18 protein-coding genes and 1 pseudogene are annotated in these 20,656 nt (G+C 62.0%); 5 read left to right on the top strand and 14 right to left on the bottom strand.

Annotated features, from left to right (window positions below; translation table 11 throughout):
- Window positions 1–1,236, bottom strand: coding sequence for a dicarboxylate/amino acid:cation symporter (locus PPRO_RS02680; protein WP_011734490.1), 1,236 nt, complete (start codon window positions 1,234–1,236; stop codon window positions 1–3).
- A 232-nt stretch (window positions 1,237–1,468) separates the two neighbouring features.
- Here PPRO_RS02680 and PPRO_RS02675 point away from each other — a divergent pair, with 232 nt between their 5' ends.
- Window positions 1,469–2,011, top strand: a complete 543-nt coding sequence (locus PPRO_RS02675) for a YaeQ family protein (RefSeq protein WP_011734489.1) — start codon at window positions 1,469–1,471, stop codon at window positions 2,009–2,011.
- A 19-nt stretch (window positions 2,012–2,030) separates the two neighbouring features.
- Here PPRO_RS02675 and PPRO_RS02670 read toward each other — a convergent pair whose 3' ends face one another.
- From PPRO_RS02670 to PPRO_RS02610, 13 genes and pseudogenes are all read right to left on the bottom strand, one after another.
- Window positions 2,031–2,291, bottom strand: a complete 261-nt coding sequence (locus tag PPRO_RS02670; RefSeq protein WP_011734488.1) for a GIY-YIG nuclease family protein — start codon at window positions 2,289–2,291, stop codon at window positions 2,031–2,033.
- Complete coding sequence (locus PPRO_RS02665) at window positions 2,288–3,052, bottom strand: SagB/ThcOx family dehydrogenase (RefSeq protein ID WP_011734487.1); 765 nt, start codon at window positions 3,050–3,052, stop codon at window positions 2,288–2,290. The genes PPRO_RS02670 and PPRO_RS02665 overlap by 4 nt, the downstream gene beginning before the upstream one ends.
- 53 nt (window positions 3,053–3,105) lie before the next feature.
- A complete protein-coding gene (locus tag PPRO_RS02660; protein ID WP_011734486.1) occupies window positions 3,106–3,963 on the bottom strand; it encodes a GGDEF domain-containing protein in 858 nt (285 codons plus the stop codon).
- A gap of 196 nt (window positions 3,964–4,159) precedes the next feature.
- A pseudogene (locus PPRO_RS02655) lies at window positions 4,160–4,354 on the bottom strand (MogA/MoaB family molybdenum cofactor biosynthesis protein); the annotation flags it as partial.
- 70 nt (window positions 4,355–4,424) lie between these two features.
- Window positions 4,425–5,135 (bottom strand): hypothetical protein, encoded by a 711-nt coding sequence (locus PPRO_RS02650; RefSeq protein ID WP_011734484.1) that lies wholly within the window; start codon window positions 5,133–5,135, stop codon window positions 4,425–4,427.
- Entirely contained in the window at window positions 5,128–6,303 is a 1,176-nt protein-coding gene (locus PPRO_RS02645; RefSeq protein WP_011734483.1) for an AAA family ATPase, read from the bottom strand. Before PPRO_RS02645 ends, PPRO_RS02650 begins: the two co-directional genes overlap by 8 nt.
- 363 nt (window positions 6,304–6,666) lie before the next feature.
- Complete coding sequence (locus tag PPRO_RS02640; protein ID WP_011734482.1) at window positions 6,667–7,164, bottom strand: MogA/MoaB family molybdenum cofactor biosynthesis protein; 498 nt, start codon at window positions 7,162–7,164, stop codon at window positions 6,667–6,669.
- Entirely contained in the window at window positions 7,161–7,643 is a 483-nt protein-coding gene (gene moaC / locus PPRO_RS02635; protein WP_011734481.1) for a cyclic pyranopterin monophosphate synthase MoaC, read from the bottom strand. The genes PPRO_RS02640 and moaC overlap by 4 nt, the downstream gene beginning before the upstream one ends.
- Window positions 7,644–7,678: 35 nt before the next feature.
- Window positions 7,679–8,755: a type IV pilus twitching motility protein PilT gene (locus PPRO_RS02630; RefSeq protein ID WP_011734480.1), complete on the bottom strand. Its 1,077-nt coding sequence runs from the start codon at window positions 8,753–8,755 to the stop codon at window positions 7,679–7,681.
- Between the two features lie 62 nt (window positions 8,756–8,817).
- Entirely contained in the window at window positions 8,818–10,470 is a 1,653-nt protein-coding gene (locus PPRO_RS02625) for a GspE/PulE family protein (protein WP_011734479.1), read from the bottom strand.
- 90 nt (window positions 10,471–10,560) lie between these two features.
- A complete protein-coding gene (gene dnaB, locus PPRO_RS02620) occupies window positions 10,561–11,937 on the bottom strand; it encodes a replicative DNA helicase (RefSeq protein WP_011734478.1) in 1,377 nt (458 codons plus the stop codon).
- 114 nt (window positions 11,938–12,051) lie between these two features.
- Window positions 12,052–13,725 (bottom strand): ArnT family glycosyltransferase, encoded by a 1,674-nt coding sequence (locus PPRO_RS02615; protein WP_011734477.1) that lies wholly within the window; start codon window positions 13,723–13,725, stop codon window positions 12,052–12,054.
- Window positions 13,722–14,954, bottom strand: coding sequence for a peptidase U32 family protein (locus PPRO_RS02610; RefSeq protein ID WP_011734476.1), 1,233 nt, complete (start codon window positions 14,952–14,954; stop codon window positions 13,722–13,724). Before PPRO_RS02610 ends, PPRO_RS02615 begins: the two co-directional genes overlap by 4 nt.
- A 150-nt stretch (window positions 14,955–15,104) precedes the next feature.
- On the opposite strand from PPRO_RS02610, the gene ybgF reads away from it, so the two are divergent.
- The 4 genes from ybgF to topA all read left to right on the top strand — a co-directional run bounded on the left by ybgF (window position 15,105) and on the right by topA (window position 20,530).
- Complete coding sequence (ybgF, locus tag PPRO_RS02605) at window positions 15,105–15,815, top strand: tol-pal system protein YbgF (protein ID WP_011734475.1); 711 nt, start codon at window positions 15,105–15,107, stop codon at window positions 15,813–15,815.
- Window positions 15,816–15,858: 43 nt separating this feature from the next.
- Window positions 15,859–16,854, top strand: coding sequence for a LysM peptidoglycan-binding domain-containing protein (locus PPRO_RS02600; RefSeq protein WP_011734474.1), 996 nt, complete (start codon window positions 15,859–15,861; stop codon window positions 16,852–16,854).
- Between the two features lie 119 nt (window positions 16,855–16,973).
- Window positions 16,974–18,089: a DNA-processing protein DprA gene (dprA, locus tag PPRO_RS02595; protein WP_011734473.1), complete on the top strand. Its 1,116-nt coding sequence runs from the start codon at window positions 16,974–16,976 to the stop codon at window positions 18,087–18,089.
- 110 nt (window positions 18,090–18,199) lie between these two features.
- Window positions 18,200–20,530 (top strand): type I DNA topoisomerase, encoded by a 2,331-nt coding sequence (gene topA / locus PPRO_RS02590; protein WP_011734472.1) that lies wholly within the window; start codon window positions 18,200–18,202, stop codon window positions 20,528–20,530.
- The last annotated feature ends 126 nt before the right edge of the window (window positions 20,531–20,656 follow it).

Genomic DNA, 20,656 nt, shown 5'->3' with positions numbered 1-20,656 from the left:
TCATCCCTGGTTTTCCATCCATCCCCTCCCCCCCAGCACCCGGGCCACCAGCATACTGGAGACGTTGTCCCCCACGGCGTTGAGCATGGTGGCCGGCGCATCCACCAGGGTGCCGATCATGGTGACCAGGGCAAAGGCTTCCGGCGGAAAACCGTACAGGGAGAGGATCAACAGTTCCCCGATGGTGCCGCCGCCCGGAATGCCGCTGACCACCACGCCGGTCAGGAGGGCAATGCCCAGGGCGGTTGCGATCGGCTCGATGCCGGAAAAGGGGATGCGGAAGATACCAAAGAGAAAAGCTATCTTCAGCACCGCGGCCAGGCACGACCCTTCCATGTGCAGCGTGGCTCCGATGGGAATGACCACCTCGCTGATATCCCGGGGCACGCCGATCCTGTCAGCCGCCTGCAGGTTGGAGGGAATGGCCGCCATGGAGCTGCCGGTGGCCAGGGCCGTGACCGATGGCGGTATGATGTTGCGCCAGAACCTGCCGACACAGGAGACGCCGCCGGCGAGAAAGGCATACAGGCTGAAGGCGAGCAGATAGTAGGCGACGGCCAGGGGATAGTACAGTGCCATGGCCCGGCCGTAGGAGCCCAAAAGCTCCGGCCCGAAGGTTCCCACCAGGTAGGCGAAGTAGGCACACAGGCCGACCGGCGCATAGTACATGATGAAGGAGACCAGTTTCATCATCACCTCGTTGGCCGAAACCAGAAACGCGGCGAACGGTTTTCCCCTCTCCCCCACGGCGGAGGTGGCCAGGCCGGTCAGGATGGAGAACAGGATCAGGGCCAGCATGTTGTTCTTGGACAGGAGCAGCGGAAAATCGGAGACGGTGAAGGCCCCGACGATCTGGTCCACTGCCCTGAGGTGCCGGATTTCGCCAGCCGCGGCAAGGGGTATGGCGACACCAAAGGCGGGCGGGTAGAGGATGACGCCAAGGAGCATGACGCCGGAGGCGATGAATCCGGTTAGGACGAAGACCAGGAACATGACCGACAGAATCCTGCCCAGACGCCTGAGGTCGGTCATGGAAGCGACGGCAGACGAGATGGAGAAGAAGACCAGCGGAACGATCACCGTGAAGAGCAGGTTCAGGAATATGTCGCCCAGCGGCTTGAAGAGGACGGCGTCCTTTTTATAGACCACGCCCAGGCCGACGCCGGCGATGAGGGAGAGGATCAGCAGCAGGGAGAATCCATGGGATTTCAGGAACAACGGCACTCTGGTTTTCATGTTATCACGCCATGGCGATGGGCCGGGGAGTGTGAATAGTCGGCTCGGATTTCAAGGACGTCATGCTACCACTCCGCCGGCTTGAGGTGAAAGCCGTTTTTTCATCGGTGAAGTCCGGTTTTTTTGCTACAGTGCGCAGACGATACCCTACCGTGGAGCGCCCAGGTCATGGAAACACTTCCGCTGACAGAGGTGATCACACGAATACGCAAAGGAAAGCGACCCACACACCATGGCACTCCCCTCAACCATATATCGAACACAGCTTGAACTCTCCGACATCGATCGAGGAATGTACGCGACGATCCAGACCACCGCTGCCCAGCATCCCTCGGAAACCGGGGAGCGGCTGGTGGCCCGCCTGCTGGCCATGGCCATCTTTTACGAGCCGGAGCTTACCTTTACCAAGGGGCTCTGCGCGGCCGAAGAACCGGATATCTGGGTAGTCGGGCCCGACGGCAGGACTCGATTGTGGGTCGAAGTCGGCCTGCCGGAATCCGACCGCATCATCAAGGCCTCCCGCCATGCCGAGCGGGTCTGCCTCTTGGCCTGCGGCAGAGCACTGGCCAGTTGGGATCAGCAGCACCTTCCCAAGCTGAAGAAGCTTGCCAACCTCAGCATCGTGGGCGTCGACCAGGGCTTCATCGCCGCCCTGTCTTCCCGGCTGGAGCGTTCCATCACTTGGTCAGTCACCATCACCGAGGGGACCATCTATCTGACGGTGGGGGATACGACCCTGGAGAGCGCCATAGAGGTTAAAGCCGGGGCGATCTGAACGAAAGCAAGGGAGCAGCTCAATCAGCTCTCTCGATGTCCTCCGACACCAGGCCCAGCTTGTCCGGCCGGCTCATGGCCTTGATCCGGGCTTCCCTGCCGGCTGCTGAAGAGCGGCTGTGGCCGTCTTCCCGGTAGACCACCCGCAGCGGTTTGCGTCCCCGAAAATACTTGGCTCCCCTTCCCTGTGCGTGCTGGAGAAAGCGTCTCTCCATGTCCGTGGTGATGCCGGTGTAGAGGGAGTCGTCGGAGCAGAGGATGATGTAGACCTGCCAGTTCACCGTGCGACCTTCCCCACCGGCGCCAGGTAGATGCCGAACTCTTCGTCCCCGTCCAAGCCCAGCAGTTCGTCCACCAGGGGTTGATCGTAGGCGGCTATGGCGCAGGTGCCGCAGCCGATGGCCTGGCAGGCCAGGTAGAGGTTCTGGCAGACATGGCCTGCATCCAGGGCGATCACCTTGTAGGAGGCATCCCCGTAGCGCCATTCGGTGCGTTCGGGGATGGCGGCCCAGAGAAAGGTTACCGCCGCCTGGCCGGCGAAGGCCTGGCCGCGTGTTGCCGCCGTCAGGCGCAGCCCCAGGTTTTCCACCTCTCTCTCCTGCACCAGGGAATGGTTGAGGGGGAGGTAGCGGTAGATGGCGCTCTCCAGCCCTTCCACCCGCATGACAGCCAGATAGGTTTCCAGGGGGTGGCGGCAACCGGCTGAGGGGACCGTCCTCAGGATTGCCGCCGGGTGAAGCTCCTGCCGCACTCCTTGGGTGGCCCAGAGGAGAAAACCCAGTTCATCAAGGGAGAGCGATCCCGTGGTGAACTTGCGGCGGCTTTCGCGGTTGGCCATGGCGGTAACCAGGTCGCAGGGGGGAATCAACCACGACTCTTGATCCGGCAGACGGATGATCCGGCTGTGGGGTGCCACCGGTTTCTGGGGCAGGGGCGGGCGGATTCCGCGGGACTGGGCCGTTGCCCGGAAATCCACCTCATCCCGGATCAGGTCGGTCAGGAAGTATCTGCCGCTCTCTCTGGTTATCGGATGTCTCTTCATCGGCAACTCCCTCTCGGATTCACATTATCGGCAGTCTGCACCGCTCCGTTATCTCAATGCATGACAACGCTACACAACCGGTTCTTCCCTGACTTTTTAGCTTCGTACATGACCTGGTCAGCCTGCCGGATCATGTATTCAACCGATTCAGGCGCTGTGATGTAGGTAACCATTCCGATACTGAAGGTAACCGGCCACCTTGTCTCAACAGCATCCGCAAGTTCACGTTTCAGCTTTCTGCCAACAACCTGAGCGGCATCGTTTGCGGCTGCGGGAAGCAGCACGCTGAATTCATCGCCACCCAGTCGTGCCACAGTATCGATTTCCCGTATCTGATGCCTGATGGTTGAGGCAACCGCAATCAGAAGTATATCTCCTTCATCATGCCCCTGGGTATCGTTAACGGTTTTAAAGTTGTCAATATCAATATACATAACCGTGAATGGTTCAGATATCCGGTGAGCCCTGACTATCTCTGTAGTGGCCACCTCATAGAAAAGGCGCCGGTTTGCTATACCGGTCAACGGATCTATTCTGGATGTCTTTTCCGAGGCATCAAGTAAAGCTTTCAAAGTGGAAATCACAACAACGGCAAAAAGAAAATGGGTCAGTTCTACCAGATCGTTCCAGAAGATAGACAGCGGATAGTCATCGGTATATTCCCGAGAGGCGATAGCTGCGGCAAACCAGACAACGGTGCCCGCACCTGACAGCAGAAGTGCCGATTTCCGCCCCTGATACCAAGCGCTTGCAACGACAATGACCAGATAAAAAATGGAAAAAGAGTAATCAGGACCAGTAAAATAGTCAAAAAAACCAATGATCCCGAGACCGATGAGCGTCAGACCGGTTAACAGCCATGCCGGCAGCAGTTCGATTTTCCTGTTTATTTCATGAAGAGACTGTCTCAAGCGGTTAATCCTCTTTTACTGCACTGTCATACCTTTTCTGCAATCAGTTGTAATAGAACCTTCAGTCTGTCTTTGACGCAGATATGAGCCACCCGGCTACCTATTTATTGCATAAACCGCCATCGGGAATATCCCTCGGCAGCGCGCCCTTGATCATAGTATGGAGAACGTGCGTGGAGCTGAATGGAGCCTGCCCTCACCGGTCGAACCTGCCGCCGCAGTCGCTCTGGTCCCCCCGGATCTTCTCCACCGCATGGCCGATCACCGGCCAGACCGCCTCCAGGTTTTCCCGCGCCCCCTTGGGGCTCCCCGGCAGGTTGATGATCAGACTCCTGGCACGGATGGCCCCCACAGCCCGGGAGAGGGAGGCCATGACGGTCTTCTCCAAACTGGCCTGAATTTCATGCGATTGCCCTGACCCCGCGCCCCGCCCCAGACTTTCTGAATCAGGGTGCTACTTGTCATGCCGCCTCTCCCATGAGAATGGTTGTGCTGTTATTATGGAAAACATCTGCTTGGGAGCATTGTGCACGAACACTATCCCAGGCACCGGTGATAGTCGCTGCATGGTTCGTGTATTCCCTTGCCGACTTTCTGATACGTTGTCCTTTGGATAAACTTGCCAGCCGGCCTTCCATGATCAGTGTGCATTCCAGCCCGTTCAGCAGATTTTCGTTGTCCGGATAGACCGCAACGGCAAGCCAGGTTTCCGTTGATTTGGAGGGAATACAGAGGACGGTTCGACTGCCGACCGAGGCGACACCAAGCCAGGAGAACAGCACAGACTTCAGACCGTTGACGGTTGCGCCAGGCGGCGGACATGGTTGAAAACAGGGCAATGCCCCCCAAGCAGACTGTTGCGCTTCCTGTTCAATGGCAGGACCGACATCTGAGTAGGACTTGTGGGCGACATCAGCATCCAAGTGGAGGATGAAAAAATCGTACAGTTCCAGAGTGGGGTCTTCCTCGAAAGAACCATACCCGCGGGCGCGGAACTCCCGACACCATTTCAACACACCGCACCAGCCGCCGCCAAGGTCAGGGCGTGTTGGTTCAGGTTGCAGCGGAATCAATACAAATGGCTGTTGCAGAATGGCCTTCAACGCGGCCTCAATAACGATCTTATCCGTTGGGCCTTCGGCAATCAGTGCGATTCTCAGAGACTCAGACATTGGGAACAGCCCCCAGATTTCCCATCAGCCAGAGCCGTGACAGGGGATAATCTTTATTCAGCGCCAGGAGTTTTTCACTCAACTGAATTCTGGTAATTTGAGTATGCCCCTCGCTGTTCCGGTCAACGGCAAAGAGCCTGACATTGTCATCCGAGAGATCCAGTCCGTCAAGTACCGCCGGATTATGGGCCGTAAAAAGCAGCTGTCGTTCATTATCCGTACGGACCAACCACGTCGCCAGGTTATTGACCAACCGGGTAACCAGTCGGGGATTAAGCGCCTGATCAAGGTTATCGATGGCAAAAAACCGGGGGGAATGGGGAGTCAGACAGAGAATTGCGCTGAAAAGAATATATAAGACCCCCTCGCTGGCATCATAGCCGCTCAGGGTGTTTCGGCTTTTATTCATGTACCGGTCGGTAAACCTGATGATCTCCTTGGTACGCGGCACCGAAGGAGACATGAGTGATCCGGGCGGACCGGTATCGATATCCGCGACCCATTCGACCAGCTCAAAAACCGAGTCCAGCAGATCATCATCCTTATCCAGCACCAGTTTGCGCAGTTCGCCGAATGCTTCCGCCAAACGACCGCCGGCAAGTCCCACCGGGAAACGGGTCTGCTTATCCGCAACCAGGGCGCGCAAGGTAAGGGTATTGGGTGAATAGATCGCAAAGTTCTGCAAACAGTCCATCAAGCGGTGCGCTGAATTCCCCTCAGGGATATCAACCATTCGGAGGGCGGCGAATCCAGCCGTCGGGGTGAGCTTTTTTTCGGATCGGACGCCAACGGAAACGAGCTCGGTTTCGCCATCCGAAAGGTATTCCGTTTTGTAGGACCAAGCCGGCTCCGGCTTTTCCAGTGGGTTGAGCAATGAAACGCGATAGGTGGCATTGACATCATCCGAGGCGCTTACCATGATATGCGGCGGGGTGCGTTCATTGGCAAATGATGCCTTGTACAGCCGGGGCAAGCCGGGACGGACACCACGATATTCCAGGGACTCGTCATCGATTCTCCCTTTTGCCGCGGCTCCCAGAACTCCGATTGCTTCCAGAATATTGGACTTCCCCACCCCATTGGCGCCAATGAAGCAGTTGACCCTCCCCAGATCAAGCATCATGGAGGGGATCGACTTGAAGCCTTCAATTTTGACCGTTCGTATCATTACGCGTCTCCATTACGTGCAATCAAATTTAATGTGGTTAATGCGAAACTCTGAGGTGCCGAAGAGCCTGTTTCAATTCGGTCTCAAGAGAGACAAAAACCGAGAACCTTCTGAACTGATGAAGGAATACCTGTTCCCCCAGGAGTCTGTCGGCTTGACCGCACTACCTTCTGCTTCTACGGGCAGGCCGATTTGAAAAAGCTCCGGTACCAGGCTTTGCAAATGGCGATACGGCACACCGCTATGAGTCGTCACTCCACCCATATCATTCAATAAACCAAGGGCGCGCCGCCATTGAAATTCCCCGGCAGCGCGCCCTTGATCATAGTATCGATAGAGTGGTTTCGGAGCCGGAGCCGTCCCTCACCGGTCGAACCTGCCGCCGCAGTCGCTCTGGTCCCCCCGGATCTTCTCCACGGCATGGCCGATCACCGGCCAGACCGCCTCCAGGTTTTCCCGGGCCCCCTTGGGGCTCCCCGGCAAGTTGATGATCAGGCTCCTTTTACGGATGGCGCCCACGGCCCGCGACAGGGAGGCCATGGTGGTCTTCTCCATGCTCTTCAGCCGCATCAGCTCGCCGATGCCCGGTATCAGCCGGTCCGCCACCTGCATGGTGGCCTCGGGGGTCTGATCCCGGGGAGAGACGCCGGTGCCGCCGGTGGTCAGGATCAGGTCGGCCAGATCGGCATCAGCCCACTCGCTTAAGGTGCTGACAATGGTGTCCAGGTCATCGGGGATGATCAGCGACTGCACCGTCTCCACCCCGTGCTCGGCCAGCCAGCTCGCCAGGGCCGGGCCGCTCGCGTCCACACGTTCCCCACGGGCTCCCTTGTCGCTCAGGGTCAGGATCGCCGCCCTCATTGCCCCTCCTCCCGCCGGTACACGCCGCTCTTGCCGCCCTCCTTGTAGAGCAGCCGGATGTCGCCGATGGTGATGGACTTGTCGCTCCCCTTGCACATGTCGTAGATGGTCAGGGCCGCCAGGGAGGCGCCGGTCATGGCTTCCATCTCCACGCCGGTGCGCTCCAGGGCCCGCACCGTGCAACGCACCTGGATGGTGCCGGCCCCACTGTCCAGTTCATAATCCACGGCAACGGAGTGGATCGCCAGGGGATGGGAGAGCGGGATCAGGTCCGGGGTCTTCTTGGCGGCCATGATGCCGGCCAGGCGCGCCACCCCCAGCACATCCCCCTTGGCCATGCCCCCCTCGCGGATGGCTGCCAGAAGCTCCGGCGACATGCCCACCCGGGCCGCCGCCACCGCCGTACGCAGGGTCGGCTGTTTGTGGCTCACATCCACCATCACGGCATTGCCTGATTCATCAAAGTGATTGAAATTCATAATATTCCTCGCATAGTTATCTTCGTATTCCGGGCTTAGTCCGCCTTGGCGCTGTCAGCCGGCAGGTACTGTTCGAACTGCTTCTTGTCGATGGCGCAGCGGCAGGCCTCTTCCGGGTTGACCTTCTTGGTCTTGAGCAGGTCCAGCAGATGCTGGTCCATGAGCTGCATGCCGTCCTTCTTGGCGGTCTGGATGATGGAGGGGATCTGGAAGGTCTTGGCCTCGCGGATCAGGTTGCCGATGGCAGGGGTGCCGAGCATGATTTCGAAGGCGGCCACGCGCCCCTTCCCCTCGGCGGTCTTGAGCAGCTGCTGGCAGACCACCCCCCTGAGCGACTCGGACAACATGGCCCGCACCTGCTGCTGCTGCTCGGTGGGAAAGACGTCGATGATCCGGTCGATGGTCTTGGCTGCCGTGTTGGTGTGCAGGGTGCCGAACACCAGGTGTCCGGTCTCGGCGGCGCTCATGGCCAGCTGAATGGTCTCCAGGTCGCGCATCTCCCCCACCAGGATGATGTCCGGATCCTCCCGCAGGGCCGCCTTGAGGGCTGCGGAGAAGCTCTGGGTGTGCTCGCCGATCTGGCGCTGGTTGAGCAGCGACTGCTTGTTCTCGTGGATGAACTCCAGCGGGTCCTCCAGGGTGAGGATATGCTCCTTGCGGGTGGAGTTGATGTGGTCGATCAGGGCGGCCAGGGTGGTGGATTTGCCCGAGCCGGTGGGGCCGGTGACCAGCACCAGCCCCTTCTTGAAATTGGTCATGCGCCGCACCCCGTCGGGCAGGTTCAGGTCGTCGGCGGAGAGGACCTTGCCCGGTATGATGCGGAACACCGCGGCGATGCCCCGGTGCTGCATGAGGATGTTGCCCCGGAAGCGCGCCAGGTCCGGAACGGCATAGGCGAAGTCCAGATCCTTGGTCGTCTCGAACTGCTCCTTCTGCTTGGCATTCAAGATCTCGAACAGGATCGAGTGCAGCTCGTCGTGCCCCAGGGATTTGAAGTTGAGCCGGACCATCTCGCCATGCAGGCGAAAAATGGGCGGATTGCCGGTGGAGAGGTGCAGGTCCGATGCCCCCTGCTCTTTCATCATCCTGAAAAGTGCGTCAATACGTGCCATGGATATGCTCCCATCAATCCCGAAATTGTCATCTGCGGGAAAGCGCTCGGACAGGGTCTCCGCTACATCAGCACCGAGGAGACGTACTCCTCGGGCGACAGTTCACCCTCTTTGAGCAGCCGCGCAGCCTGCTGCCTGATCCCCTGACGGCCCCGCCGGGAGATAAAAACCTCCAGGGAGGTAACATCGGCCGCCTGGCGAAAGAGCTGCAGCAGTTCGTCGTCAAAGACCAGCGCATCCATCAGGAAGCGCCGCTCGCGAAATCCGCTGTCCCCGCAGGCATCGCACCCGGCGGAACGGAAAAAGCTGGCAGGTTCCTGCTCCAGGCGCAGGGCGGCCCGCTCTTCCCGGGAGGGGGTGTATTCGGCGCGGCACTGCGGGCAGAGACTGAGCACCCCGCTGAGGGATACCAGGCCATTGACGAAGAGCGGCAGCAGGAAATGCTGCTGCTGGCAGAACAAAAGCCGGCGCAGGGCATCCCGGTTCCCCCTGCTCTCCAGGCCGGCCAGCACCAGCTTGCCGCGCATGGCGGCGCGACAGGCGGCGCTGAAGGCAAGCCCCTCCCCCACATCCTCGATCACCAGGATATCCGGGTCGTGATCCAGAGCCGCCGTTATCAGGCCGGCGCGCTCCTTGCCCTCCCGGGGGAGCGGTATCCGCGGAAAAGGATTGCCGGGACAGACGGGGGAGTCCCCGAGGATGAGGACGTTCCTGCCGTCGGTCCCGCCCTCTTCCAGCATCAGACCCATGAAATGGCTACGCTCCGCGGGAGAGGATGAGGCAAAGAAGGTGATACCCTGTTTGGCCCGTGCCAGGTGTCTGAAGGCGCCGAGCTGTTCTTCGGGCAGCTCCAGGTCGGCCAGGTGCTCGGGAAAGTTCTCCGGAACCAGCAACGTAAGCGTTACGTAGTCACCGGCGGGCGTCAGCAGCAGGGCGACCCGGAAGTGCGCCCTGCGGGAGCGGTAGTCGAAGCTGAAACACCCCTCCGAGACCGGGTCCGCGGCGGGGGAGATCGAGGCGCGCAGGCGCAGCCTCTGGAGGAAATCGGGGTAGTGTTCGCCGGAGAGCGTACCGATCTCCGAGGAGACCCCCTGCCGTCGTCCGCGGATCAGCACCCGGGAGCCGCTCGGATGCAGGGAGAGGGAGGAGAGCCTGTTCTTTATGATGGTGATCAGCAGGCCGTCCAGCAGCTTGGAGCCGCTCAGATCGGCGTTGATCGCTTCCAGCACCCTGCCGGAAAAAAGCACCGATTCCAGGCCGAGGCTGTCGTTCATGGCCGGGCCGTAGCATTCGTCGACCATCTCCATGATTTCCCGCAGCAGGGCAACGGAGATGCTCACCCGCAGGCCGGTGGCCAGTTCCAGGGCCTGAATGGCGGCGCGGTTCAGGGGGTCGGCAATGGCGATGTTCAGCTCGTCGCCGGCGCGGAAGAGCGGGATACAGGAGAACCGGCGGGCCATGGCGGCCGGCACCAGGGCAATCGCACCCGGATCGACCAGTTCCCGCTTGAGCCGGATATAGGGAATATCCAGCTGGCTGGAGAGCGCCCAGTCCACATCCTCCTGGGTGGCGACCCCCAGCCGGACCAGTGCCTCGCCGAAGCGGCAGCCGCTGCGGGCCTGTTCCTCCAGCGCGGCCAGAATATCGATCTCACTGATGATTCTGGATGCCGTCAGGATCTGGCCCAAACTTCCCTTTTTCGTCAACTCGGTCATGGTTCCTCTCCCGTAACTGGATGTTCATACCATAGAATGTGCCTTGGCACTACGCCAAAACTCCCTCACCGCGGGAACCGCCGGGGCGCCTCAGCCTTCCCGGGCGCTCAGGTTCTCGAAGCGGGTGTGCTCTCCGAAGAAGGCCAGGTTGACGGTGCCGATGGCGCCGTTACGCTGCTTGCCGATGATGATCTCGGAGTTGCGTTCGTGGTTCTGGGTGCAGGTGCCGTCCCGCTTGCGGCACTGCTCGCAGTACACCGATTCGCGGTAGACGAACATGATCACGTCGGCATCCTGTTCGATGGCGCCCGACTCGCGCAGGTCGCTCATCATGGGGCGCTTGTCGGCGCGCTTTTCCAGTTCGCGGTTGAGCTGGGACAGGGCGATCACCGGCACGTTCAGCTCCTTGGCCAGCGCCTTCAGGGAGCGGGAGATCTCCGAGATCTCCTGCTGGCGGGATTCCGGGTTGGCGCCCCCCCGCATCAGCTGCAGGTAGTCGATGATGATCAGGCCGATGTCGTGCTCGCTCTTCAGGCGCCGCGCCTTGGAGCGCAGCTCCAGCACCGAGATGGCCGGCGTGTCGTCGATGAATATCTTGGCGTCGTGCAGGATGCCGGCCGCCCTGGTGAGGCGGGGCCAGTCCGAATCCAGGAAGTGGCCGGTGCGCATCCTGCCGAAGTCCACCTTGGCGATGGAGGCCAAAAAACGCATCACCAGCTGTTCCTTGCCCATCTCCAGGGAGAAGATCACCGAGGGGACCTTCTTCTTGTTGTGGGGATCGGCGCTAGCGTATTCGGCCACGTTCAGCGCCAGGGTGGTCTTGCCCATGGAGGGGCGCGCGGCCACGATAATCAGGTCGCCGGGCTGGAAGCCGGCGGTCATGTGGTCCAGGTCCACATAACCGGTGGGCACGCCGGTGACATGCTCCTTGCGGTCGTGCAGGGTCTTCAGGATGGTGAAGGCTTCCTTGAGCACCGCCTGCACCGGCACGTACTGGGGGCGCAGCTTGTTCTCGGAGATCTCGTAGATGTTCTTCTGGGCCAGATCCAGCAGTTCGTTGATATCGGCCTGCTCGTCGTACCCCCGGGTCACGATCTCGGTGGCCACGCTGATCAGCTTACGGTTGACCGCCTTTTCCTTCACGATCTTGCAGTAGTAGGCGATGTTGGCCGCGGTGGGAACGTAGTCCACCAGGGTCAACAGGTAGGGGGCGCCCCCCACCTCCTCCAGTTCACCCTGCTTCTTGAGCATGTCGGTCATGGTGATCAGGTCGCACGGCTCGCGCTGGTCCGAGAGGCGCATCATGGCCTGGAAGATCTTGCGGTGGCTCTCGCGGTAGAAGTCTTCCGCGCCGAGGATTTCCAGCACCCGGTTGATGGCATCGTTATCGATCAGGATGCCCCCCAGCACGGACATTTCAGCCTCCAGGCTCTGGGGGGGGAGTTTGCGAAGATCGGGGTTGGTCATGGGGGTATTTCTTCTCCGGAAAACATTGAAGTGCGGGTAATCTTCCCTACGGGCCCGACCGGATCAGGGGCAGGGCCTTGATCCGGGAAGCTGCGCGGGAAATCGGGACCCGGTCTAGCGGTTACTGATCAAAAGACGCGGCCCCGACTCCATCAGGATGCGCGGGGCGGGGCGCAGGGAGGGGAGCAGGGCATCCAGCTCCCCTTTTTCGAGGATGACCAGCAGGGGAGCCGTGCCGCGCCACAGGGCGGCCAGGTCCTGCTGCCTGTTTCCGGCATCCGGCACCGGCCGGCCGGCATACCAGGAAACCCCGTGCAGGGGGCCAAGGGTAACGATGGGCGTGTCAGCCCCGGCCAGTTCAACGGCCCTCACGACCAGATCGCGGGGTGATTCTGCCTGGGCGATCGTCCCCATTATCTGGCGCGGCACGATAATTTCAAGGGCAAAAGAGCAGAGGCAGAGCACGATCAGCGCCCTGCCCGTCCTCCGTTCCGAAACAGCCAGGGACATAACCCCCTGGAGAAGCAGCAGCCCGGCCACCAGCATGCAGGCCGCCGGGGAAAGCCGTGGCGCATGCTCGGCCCAGCGCTCCAGGGCATGGCCCCAAGAGGGCAGGAGCGCAGCAAGGCTCTGGACGGAGCGCAGCAGCAGGGGATAGGCGAGAGCCGTCACCCCCAGGAGCGCCATGACGGCTCCCTGCAGTCGCGTGACCAGCCTCAGCCCCCGGCCGCGCCGCTCCAGTTCCCCCTTGACCAGATGGGCGGTCAGGATGGCCAGGGGGGGGAAGGCCGGCAAAAGCGCGGGAATCGGCCGGGAACCGGAGAGGACAAAGAACAGCAGTATCGCCAGGGCCCAGATCATCAGGAACAGGCCGGAGCGGCCGCCACCCCGTCCCTGCTCCCGCCAGGCCCGAGACAGCGCAGGGAGGATATAGCCTGACCAAGGGAGCAGGCCAACGACCAGCAGCGGTACAACCAGCCAGAAGGGGCGTCGATCCTCCGCCAGGGAGGCGCCGTATCGCCCTATCCCCTGACCGGAGAGGAGATGGGCCGATTCGGGACTCTCCAGCCAGACCGCCACGAACCAGGGTGCGGCCACGACCAGGAACAGCAGCAGACCGCTGCCGCACCGCATGCGCGGCAGCAGTTCCCAGCGCCCGGCCAGCAGGAGATAGACCAGGATGACGGCGACGGGCAGGAGGATGCCGACCATCCCGCCGGCCAGCACGGCCAGGGCGCAGAACAGGTAGAAGGGATACCAGTGGCCGCTGGCCTCCCGCGATCGCTCGCCCCTCTGGCCAGCCACGAGGAAGCTCCCCAGGGCAGCGGTCAGACAGAGGCAGAGCGGCAGCTGGGTGAGGATGACGCGCGACAGGAGCGCAAAGCCGGTGCAGCTGCCCAGGAGGATGGCCGACAATAGCGCGGTGCGGCGGTCGTACAGGCGGCGGGCAATGACATAGACCGCGGGCAGGGTCAGCAGGCCGCACAGGGCAGTGGGAAAACGGACGCTGAACTCGTTCTGTCCGAAGAACGCCAGCGAGGCCGCGTTGAGCCAGAACAGCAGCGGCGGGTTCCCGAAGCGGTTGAGATGATCCAGCGAGGTGGTGATCAGATCTCCCCGCTCCAGCATGGCGCGGGAGATCTCGGCATACGCCCCTTCGTAGGGACCGAACAGCGGCAGCCGTCCCAGGGATGCGAGAAAGGGAACGCTGAACAGCAACAGCAGGAAGAGCAGGTCGCGCAGCCACCCTTCCGAACCGCTACGGGCATATACCTTGTAGTCTCTCATGGCATGGAGGTTTTTTCCCGACGAATGAGGTCAAAAGGTCCCACGGAAAAGGGGGGATGCATGATGACACGCTGGTTGGGGTTGGCGACATCCCCATCCTGGGTCCCGCCCTCGGGGTCAAGCAGCAGGAGGCCATCCAGGCGCAGTCGGTGTGAACGCATGCCCGGCCCGACGAACTCCAGCTCGTCCCCCACGTTGATGCGGTTGCGCACCCCCACGACCACCGAACCATCCTCCCGCAACGCCTCCACCAGGCCAACGAATTCATGGCTGCGGAGATAGGCGGAAGTGTACTCCTGCCCCACGTCGCGGGGCGCACCGAAGAGGAAGCCGGTGGTGTAGCCGCGGTGGCTCAGCTTGGACAACTCCTCCAGCCACTCGGGGCGGCAACGATACCCCAGCGGGTCGGCCGCGTACTCATCCAGAGCCTGACGGTAGACCCGCAGCACCGAGGCAACGTAGTTGATCCCCTTCATGCGCCCCTCGATCTTGAGCGAGGCGACACCGCTGGAGACGATCGCCGGCAGATGTTCCAGCAGACAGAGATCGCGGGAGTTGAAGATGAAGGTGCCGCTCTCATCCTCATGAACCGGGAAGAATTCGCCCGGCCGCTTTTCCTCCACCAGATGATAGTTCCAGCGGCAGGGGTGGGCGCACTCCCCCTGGTTGGCGTCGCGGCCGGCCATGGCGCTGGAGAGCAGGCAGCGGCCGGAATAGGAGACGCAGAGCGCACCGTGGACGAAGACCTCCACATCCAGGCCGCTTTTGGCGACGGTCTCGGCCATGGCCTCCAGGGTCGTCTCCCGGGCCAGGTTGACCCGCGAGATCCCCTGGCTGCGCCAGAAGCGGGCCGAGCGCCAGTTGATGGTGTTGGCCTGGGTGGAGAGGTGCAGTTCACGCCGGGGCGAGATCTCTCGCGCCAGTTCCATGACCCCCGGATCTGCCACGATGTAGGCGTCGAAGGGGAGCTCCGCCACCTCGGACAGGTAGCGTTCCAGGCGCTCCAGGGCATCGTTGTGGGGATAGCTGTTGACCGTCAGGTAGGCCCTTACCTCCCGTTCGTGGCAGAACTCCAGGGCAGCCGCCATCTCATGGATGCTGAAATTGTCAGCCAGGTTGCGCAGGCCAAAGGCACGGCCTCCAAGATAGACGGCATCGGCACCGTAGTGTACGGCTGTGCGTAGTTTTTCCATATTGCCGGCAGGGGCCAGCAGCTCGGGCCTTTGCATGGGGGGTTCCCGGTCATCGTTGGTGGCGGTCATACAGGCCGGATGGTATCATATCGCCCATGCCATTTAAACCTGAAAAGGCAGCTTTCACTTGACAAACCGGGTGACACGGTTTTAATGGTAACGAAACGCTCGATATCTGGAGGAAATATGCCCTTCGGCATCAGAACCGCGGCCTGCGCCGTCTCCTGCCTGGCCCTCACCGGCTGCGCTTCCCACGACCTGATGGTCAAGCGTCAGACCGAGGCAGAGGCAAAGATTGAGCACCTGATCGAGGCCGATAAGAGAAACAGCCAGCGCATGAACGCCCTCTCCGGCCAGCTGCAGGAACTGGAACTGCGGCTGCGCGACTCCAACGGCCGCATCAGCCAGTTGCAGGCCTCCATCGGCGAGATGCAGGTCAAGGGCGAGTCCACAACGCCGAGCCACCCGGAGCCCGCCCCCACGATCGAACTGGTCAACAAAGAGCCAGCGTCAAAGGGAGGGGAGAGCGGCCCACCCGCCGAATACGTCAAGGCCTTCGGGCTGTACAGCGCCAACAGCTTCAGCGCTGCAATCCAGGCCTTCCAGGCCTTCCTGGCCAATTCCCCCGGAAGCGACTACACCCCCAACGCCCTCTACTGGATCGGCGAATGCCACTACACCCTTTCCGACTTCCCCCAAGCAGCGGCGGCATTCAAGAAGCTGGCGGAGGGCTACCCAAAAAGCGCCAAGGCGCCCGACGCCCTGCTGAAACTGGGCTATACCCAGACAGCCATGAAGCAGCGCGACAGGGCGACCAGAACATTCGAGAGCCTGATCAGGCAGTACCCCAGCAGTCCGGCCGCCAGCAGGGCGCGTGAGCGCCTGACCGCGCACTGACGTGCCCGTCGATTATCCAACCAACTCCAGAGAGGTGCCCGCCATGAAAACCAGATCAGTGATAGTGTTCCTGTTGGCGCTGACCATGCTGTTACCCGGCCTGGCAGCGGCTGTCGAGCAGGAGCAACCGACCACCTACATCATCAAGCGCGGGGACACCCTCTGGGGACTCTCCCAGCGCTTCATGAACGACCCCTGGTACTGGCCGAACATGTGGTCGAAAAACACTGATATCACCAACCCGCACCTGGTCTACCCCGGCCAGAAGGTCAGGGTATTTCCCGACCGCCTGGAACTGGTTCCCCGCACAGAGGCCCAGGCCGCGGCAAAACCGGCTGAAAGCGACGTTGCCGAGGAGCGCAGCTTCACCATCCGGGGCAGCGAGGGGCATCTGCTGGAAAACGGCGCCATGCCCTTCGGCTCGGTGGTCGCCACCCACAATGGCAGGGTCATTCTCGGTGCGGACGACATCGCCTACACCGACATCGGAGCCGCAAACGGCGCCAAGGGGGGAGATACCTTCTCCATCTTCAGCGACGAAGGTCCGGTCAGCCACCCGGCGACCAACGAGATCATGGGCAGGAAGATCATCCCCTTGGGGACGCTGCAGCTGACCGACGTGGAGCAGAAGGCATCGCGGGCAATCATCACCATGAGCTACAAGGAGATTTCTCCCGGAGCGTTCCTGATACCCTACCGCAGCGACCGCACCCGCGAGGTATCGCTCAAAATGCCCAGCCGTGAGCTGAGAGGGTATATCATCGAGAGCCAGAGCGGCACCCAGGGAATCTCCGCCGGCGACATCGTCTACCTGGATCTGGGCAGCGCCCGGGGCGCCGAGAAGGGCAACATGCTCTACGTGGTCCGCGACGTCGCCGTGGACAGAAGCGTCACCCAGGGGCGCGTCGATAACCTGCCCCAGGAACTGCTGGGTGCGCTGGTAATCCTGGAGACCGGCAAAAAGACCGCCACGGCGCTGGTGGTCAAAAGCATCGACGTCATCTACATTGGCGACAAGGTCGTCAGCCAGGCGAAATAGCGTTCCAGCCATCCCCGGACCGGCCCCACGGCCGGTCTTTTTTTACCCGGGAGCATCTCCCGACGAACACAGGAGAGGACTCCCGGCCATCAGGCCTCCGGAGTGCGACCGAACAAACCATGCCGCAGCGCAATGACAGCAGTGAAGAGCTGTACTGGATCGGCCTTAAGAGTGTTGCCGGCGTCGGCAGCGTCACCTTCCGACGCCTGCTGGAGCGTTTCGACACCCCCCGGGCCGCCCTGCATGCCGCGCCCGAGGAGTTGGCCAGGGTCAGGGGCATGACCGCGGCGGGCATCGCGGCCATCGCGGTCGGGGCCTGGCAGCGGCAGGCCGAGGAGGAGTGCCGCAGGCTGGAGAAAAGCGGCGCGCGACTGGTCACCTTTACCTCCAGCGACTACCCCAAATCACTGTTCCAGATCAGCGACCCGCCACCGTTCCTCTATGTGAAGGGAAAAATCCGCTCCCATGAGCCGGCCATCGCCATGGTCGGCTCGCGCCGGGCCACAAGGTACGGAGTACAGGCCACCGCCCGGCTGGCCGAGGAACTGGCCCGACACGGCGTGGCGGTCATCTCCGGCATGGCCCGCGGCGTGGACACGGCCGCTCACCGGGGGGCCCTGGCGGGCGACGGCAGGACCATCGGCGTGCTGGGCTGCGGCATCGACAGGATCTACCCCCCGGAAAACCGCGATCTGTTCGACGAGATGGCCGAGCGGGGATGCCTGGTGAGCGAGTTCCCCCTGGGCACCCTCCCCCTGGGGGAGAACTTCCCCCGTCGAAACCGCATCATCAGCGGACTGGCCAACGGCGTGCTGGTGGTGGAGGCTGCCGAGAAGAGCGGCTCCCTGATCACCGCCCAATACGCCCTGGAGCAGGGCAGGGACGTATTCGCCGTGCCGGGACAGATCGGCTTTGCCAGCTGTCGCGGCAGCAACCGCCTGATCAAGCAGGGGGCCAAGCTGGTGGACTGCGTGGAGGACATGCTGGAAGAGTTGCCCGGCTGGTGCGTTCCCTCCGGAGCGGTTTCCCCTCCGCCCGAGCCCCGCGTTTTCGCCCTGACTCCCCGGGAGGCCGGCGTCTATGAACTGCTGGCCCGCGGGCCGCTGCACATCGACGACATCATCGTCCAAACTGAATTGACAGCCGCCGAGGTTTCCTCTATGTTACTTCACCTTGAACTCAAGGGGGCGGTCACACCGCTCCCCGGAGCCCATTACGCCGCATGCGGCGACTGACCATACACGACCGCCGCCGAGCCTGTATTCACGGCGCAGGATAGGGGGTGCGCCACGGGCAATGATCCGCTGCGCGCCAAAATCCACCACCAAGGGACAGCAGAGACACCATGCCGCAGAACCTCGTCATCGTTGAGTCGCCCGCCAAGGCGAAGACCATAGAGAAATTCCTGGGAAAGGACTACAAGGTACTGGCCTCCTTCGGCCACGTGAGGGCCCTGCCCAGCAAGCAGGGGTCGGTGGATATCGAACAGGACTTCACCCCCAAGTACCACATCCTCCCCGAGAGCAAGAAACATATCGACGCCATCAAGGCAGCCCTCAAGGACGCCAAGAACCTGCTCCTGGCAACCGACCCCGACCGCGAGGGAGAGGCCATCTCCTGGCACCTGCTGGCGGCCCTGGGGCTGGACAAGAAGAATCCGGGCAAGTCCATCCAGCGGGTGGTCTTCCACGAGATCACCAAAGACGCCATCATCCACGCCGTGGAGAATCCCCGTGACATCGCCACGGACCTGGTGGATGCCCAGCAGGCGCGCTCGGTGCTGGACTACCTGGTCGGCTTCAACCTTTCCCCCTTCCTCTGGAAGAAGATCCGCTACGGCCTCTCGGCCGGGCGCGTCCAGTCGGTGGCGCTGCGCCTGGTCTGCGAGCGGGAGAAAGAGATTCAGGCCTTCAAGGAACAGGAGTACTGGACCATCGCCGCGCGCCTGGGGGTAAAGCCGGGAGCGGAGTTCCGGGCCTCGCTGGTGGAGGTTGGCGGCAAAAAACTGGGCAAGTTCGACATCCCCGACGAGAACGTGGCAACGGCACTGAACCGGGCACTGAAGTCGGGGAGCTACCGGGTGGCAAAGATCACCAGGACGGAACGCAAGCGCAACCCGTCGCCCCCCTTCACCACCTCGACCCTGCAGCAGGAAGCTTCCCGCAAGCTGGGGTTCTCGGCCAAGAAGACCATGTCAACGGCCCAGAAACTGTACGAGGGGATCGACATCGGCCAGGAGGGGACCGTCGGCCTGATCACCTACATGCGTACCGACAGCGTCACCCTCTCCAGCCAGGCTTTGACCGAGGCCCACGAGGTCATCAGCGCGGCCTACGGAGCAGAGTATGCCCTGGCCAAACCGCGCATCTTCAAGACCAAGACCAAGAATGCCCAGGAGGCCCACGAGGCGGTGCGCCCCACCTCCATCGCCCGCACACCGGCGGAGCTGAAGAAGCACCTCACCCCCGACCTGTTCAAGCTCTACGAACTGATCTGGAAGCGCACCGTGGCCAGCCAGATGGCCGAGGCGCTCCTGGACCAGACCTCGGTTGACATAGCGGCCGAGTTGAATGAGGCGGTGGCGGACTGCACAGTCGCCGAGTCCGGCGCAGCCAGCCCCTTTACGGGCGCAAAGCGCTGCGGCCTGCGTGCGGCCGGCACGGTGATCCGCTTCCCCGGCTTCATGAAGCTGTACATCGAGGGACTGGACGACCAGGACGAGGAGAAAGAGGGGCTGCTCCCCCCCTTGCAGGAGGGGGACGACCTGAAATTGCACGAACTGTTTCCCGAACAGCACTTCACCCAGCCGCCGCCGCGCTACACCGAGGCCACCCTGGTCAAGACCCTGGAGGAGTACGGCATCGGCCGCCCCTCCACCTACGCCTCGATCATGAACACCCTGGTTGAGCGCAAGTACACCCGCCTGGACAAGAAGCGCTTCTTCCCCGAGGATGTGGGCATGGTGGTCAACGACCTGCTGGTGGCCCACTTCTCCCGCTACGTGGATTACAACTTCACCGCCGGCCTGGAGGAAGAGCTGGACCAGGTTTCCCGGGGGGAGAAGCAGTGGAAGCCGCTGCTGAAAGAGTTCTGGGAGCCGTTCATCACCCTGCTGAAGCAGAAGGAGGGGGAGGTCAAGAAGGACGACTTGACCACCACGGAACTGGACGAGGTCTGCCCGGAATGCGGCAAACCGTTGGCCATCAAACTGGGCAAGCGGGGCAAGTTCATCGCCTGCACCGGCTTCAAGGAGGGGTGCACCTACACCCGCAACCTGGAATCCGACGCCAGCGAGCCGTCCGAGCCGGTGCTCTCCGATGAGAAGTGCGACAAGTGCGGTCAGCAGATGCTGATCAAGGACGGCCGCTATGGAAAGTACCTGGCCTGCTCCGGCTATCCGGCCTGCAAGAACATCCAGCCGCTGGTCAAGCCGCGCGGCACCGGCGTGGTCTGCCCCGAGTGCAAGGAAGGCGAGCTGACCGAGAAGAAATCACGCTTCGGCAAACTGTTCTACTCCTGCAACCGCTACCCCCAGTGCAAGTTCGCCCTCTGGGACCCGCCGGTGGAGCAGCCCTGTCCCAAATGCGGCTTCCCGCTGCTGGTGAAGAAGGTCTACAAGCGCAAGGGTGAATTCCTCAAATGCCCCAAGGAAGGGTGCGACTACACCAGCGAGTGAGGCAACAACCGCTGGAGCGAATTGCAGCCCCACGAGCGGATACGCACCACTGTTCGACCCCGCGGAAAGATACGCGGGGTCATTTTTTTAGCCTTTTGACGAGGATCGTCAACCATTACACCTGAT

Origin of the sequence: Pelobacter propionicus DSM 2379 (assembly GCF_000015045.1) — a bacterium.
Lineage (GTDB): Bacteria > Desulfobacterota > Desulfuromonadia > Geobacterales > Pseudopelobacteraceae > Pseudopelobacter > Pseudopelobacter propionicus.
Note: the sequence above shows the minus strand (reverse complement) of the source record. Positions and strands in the feature narration are given on the sequence as shown.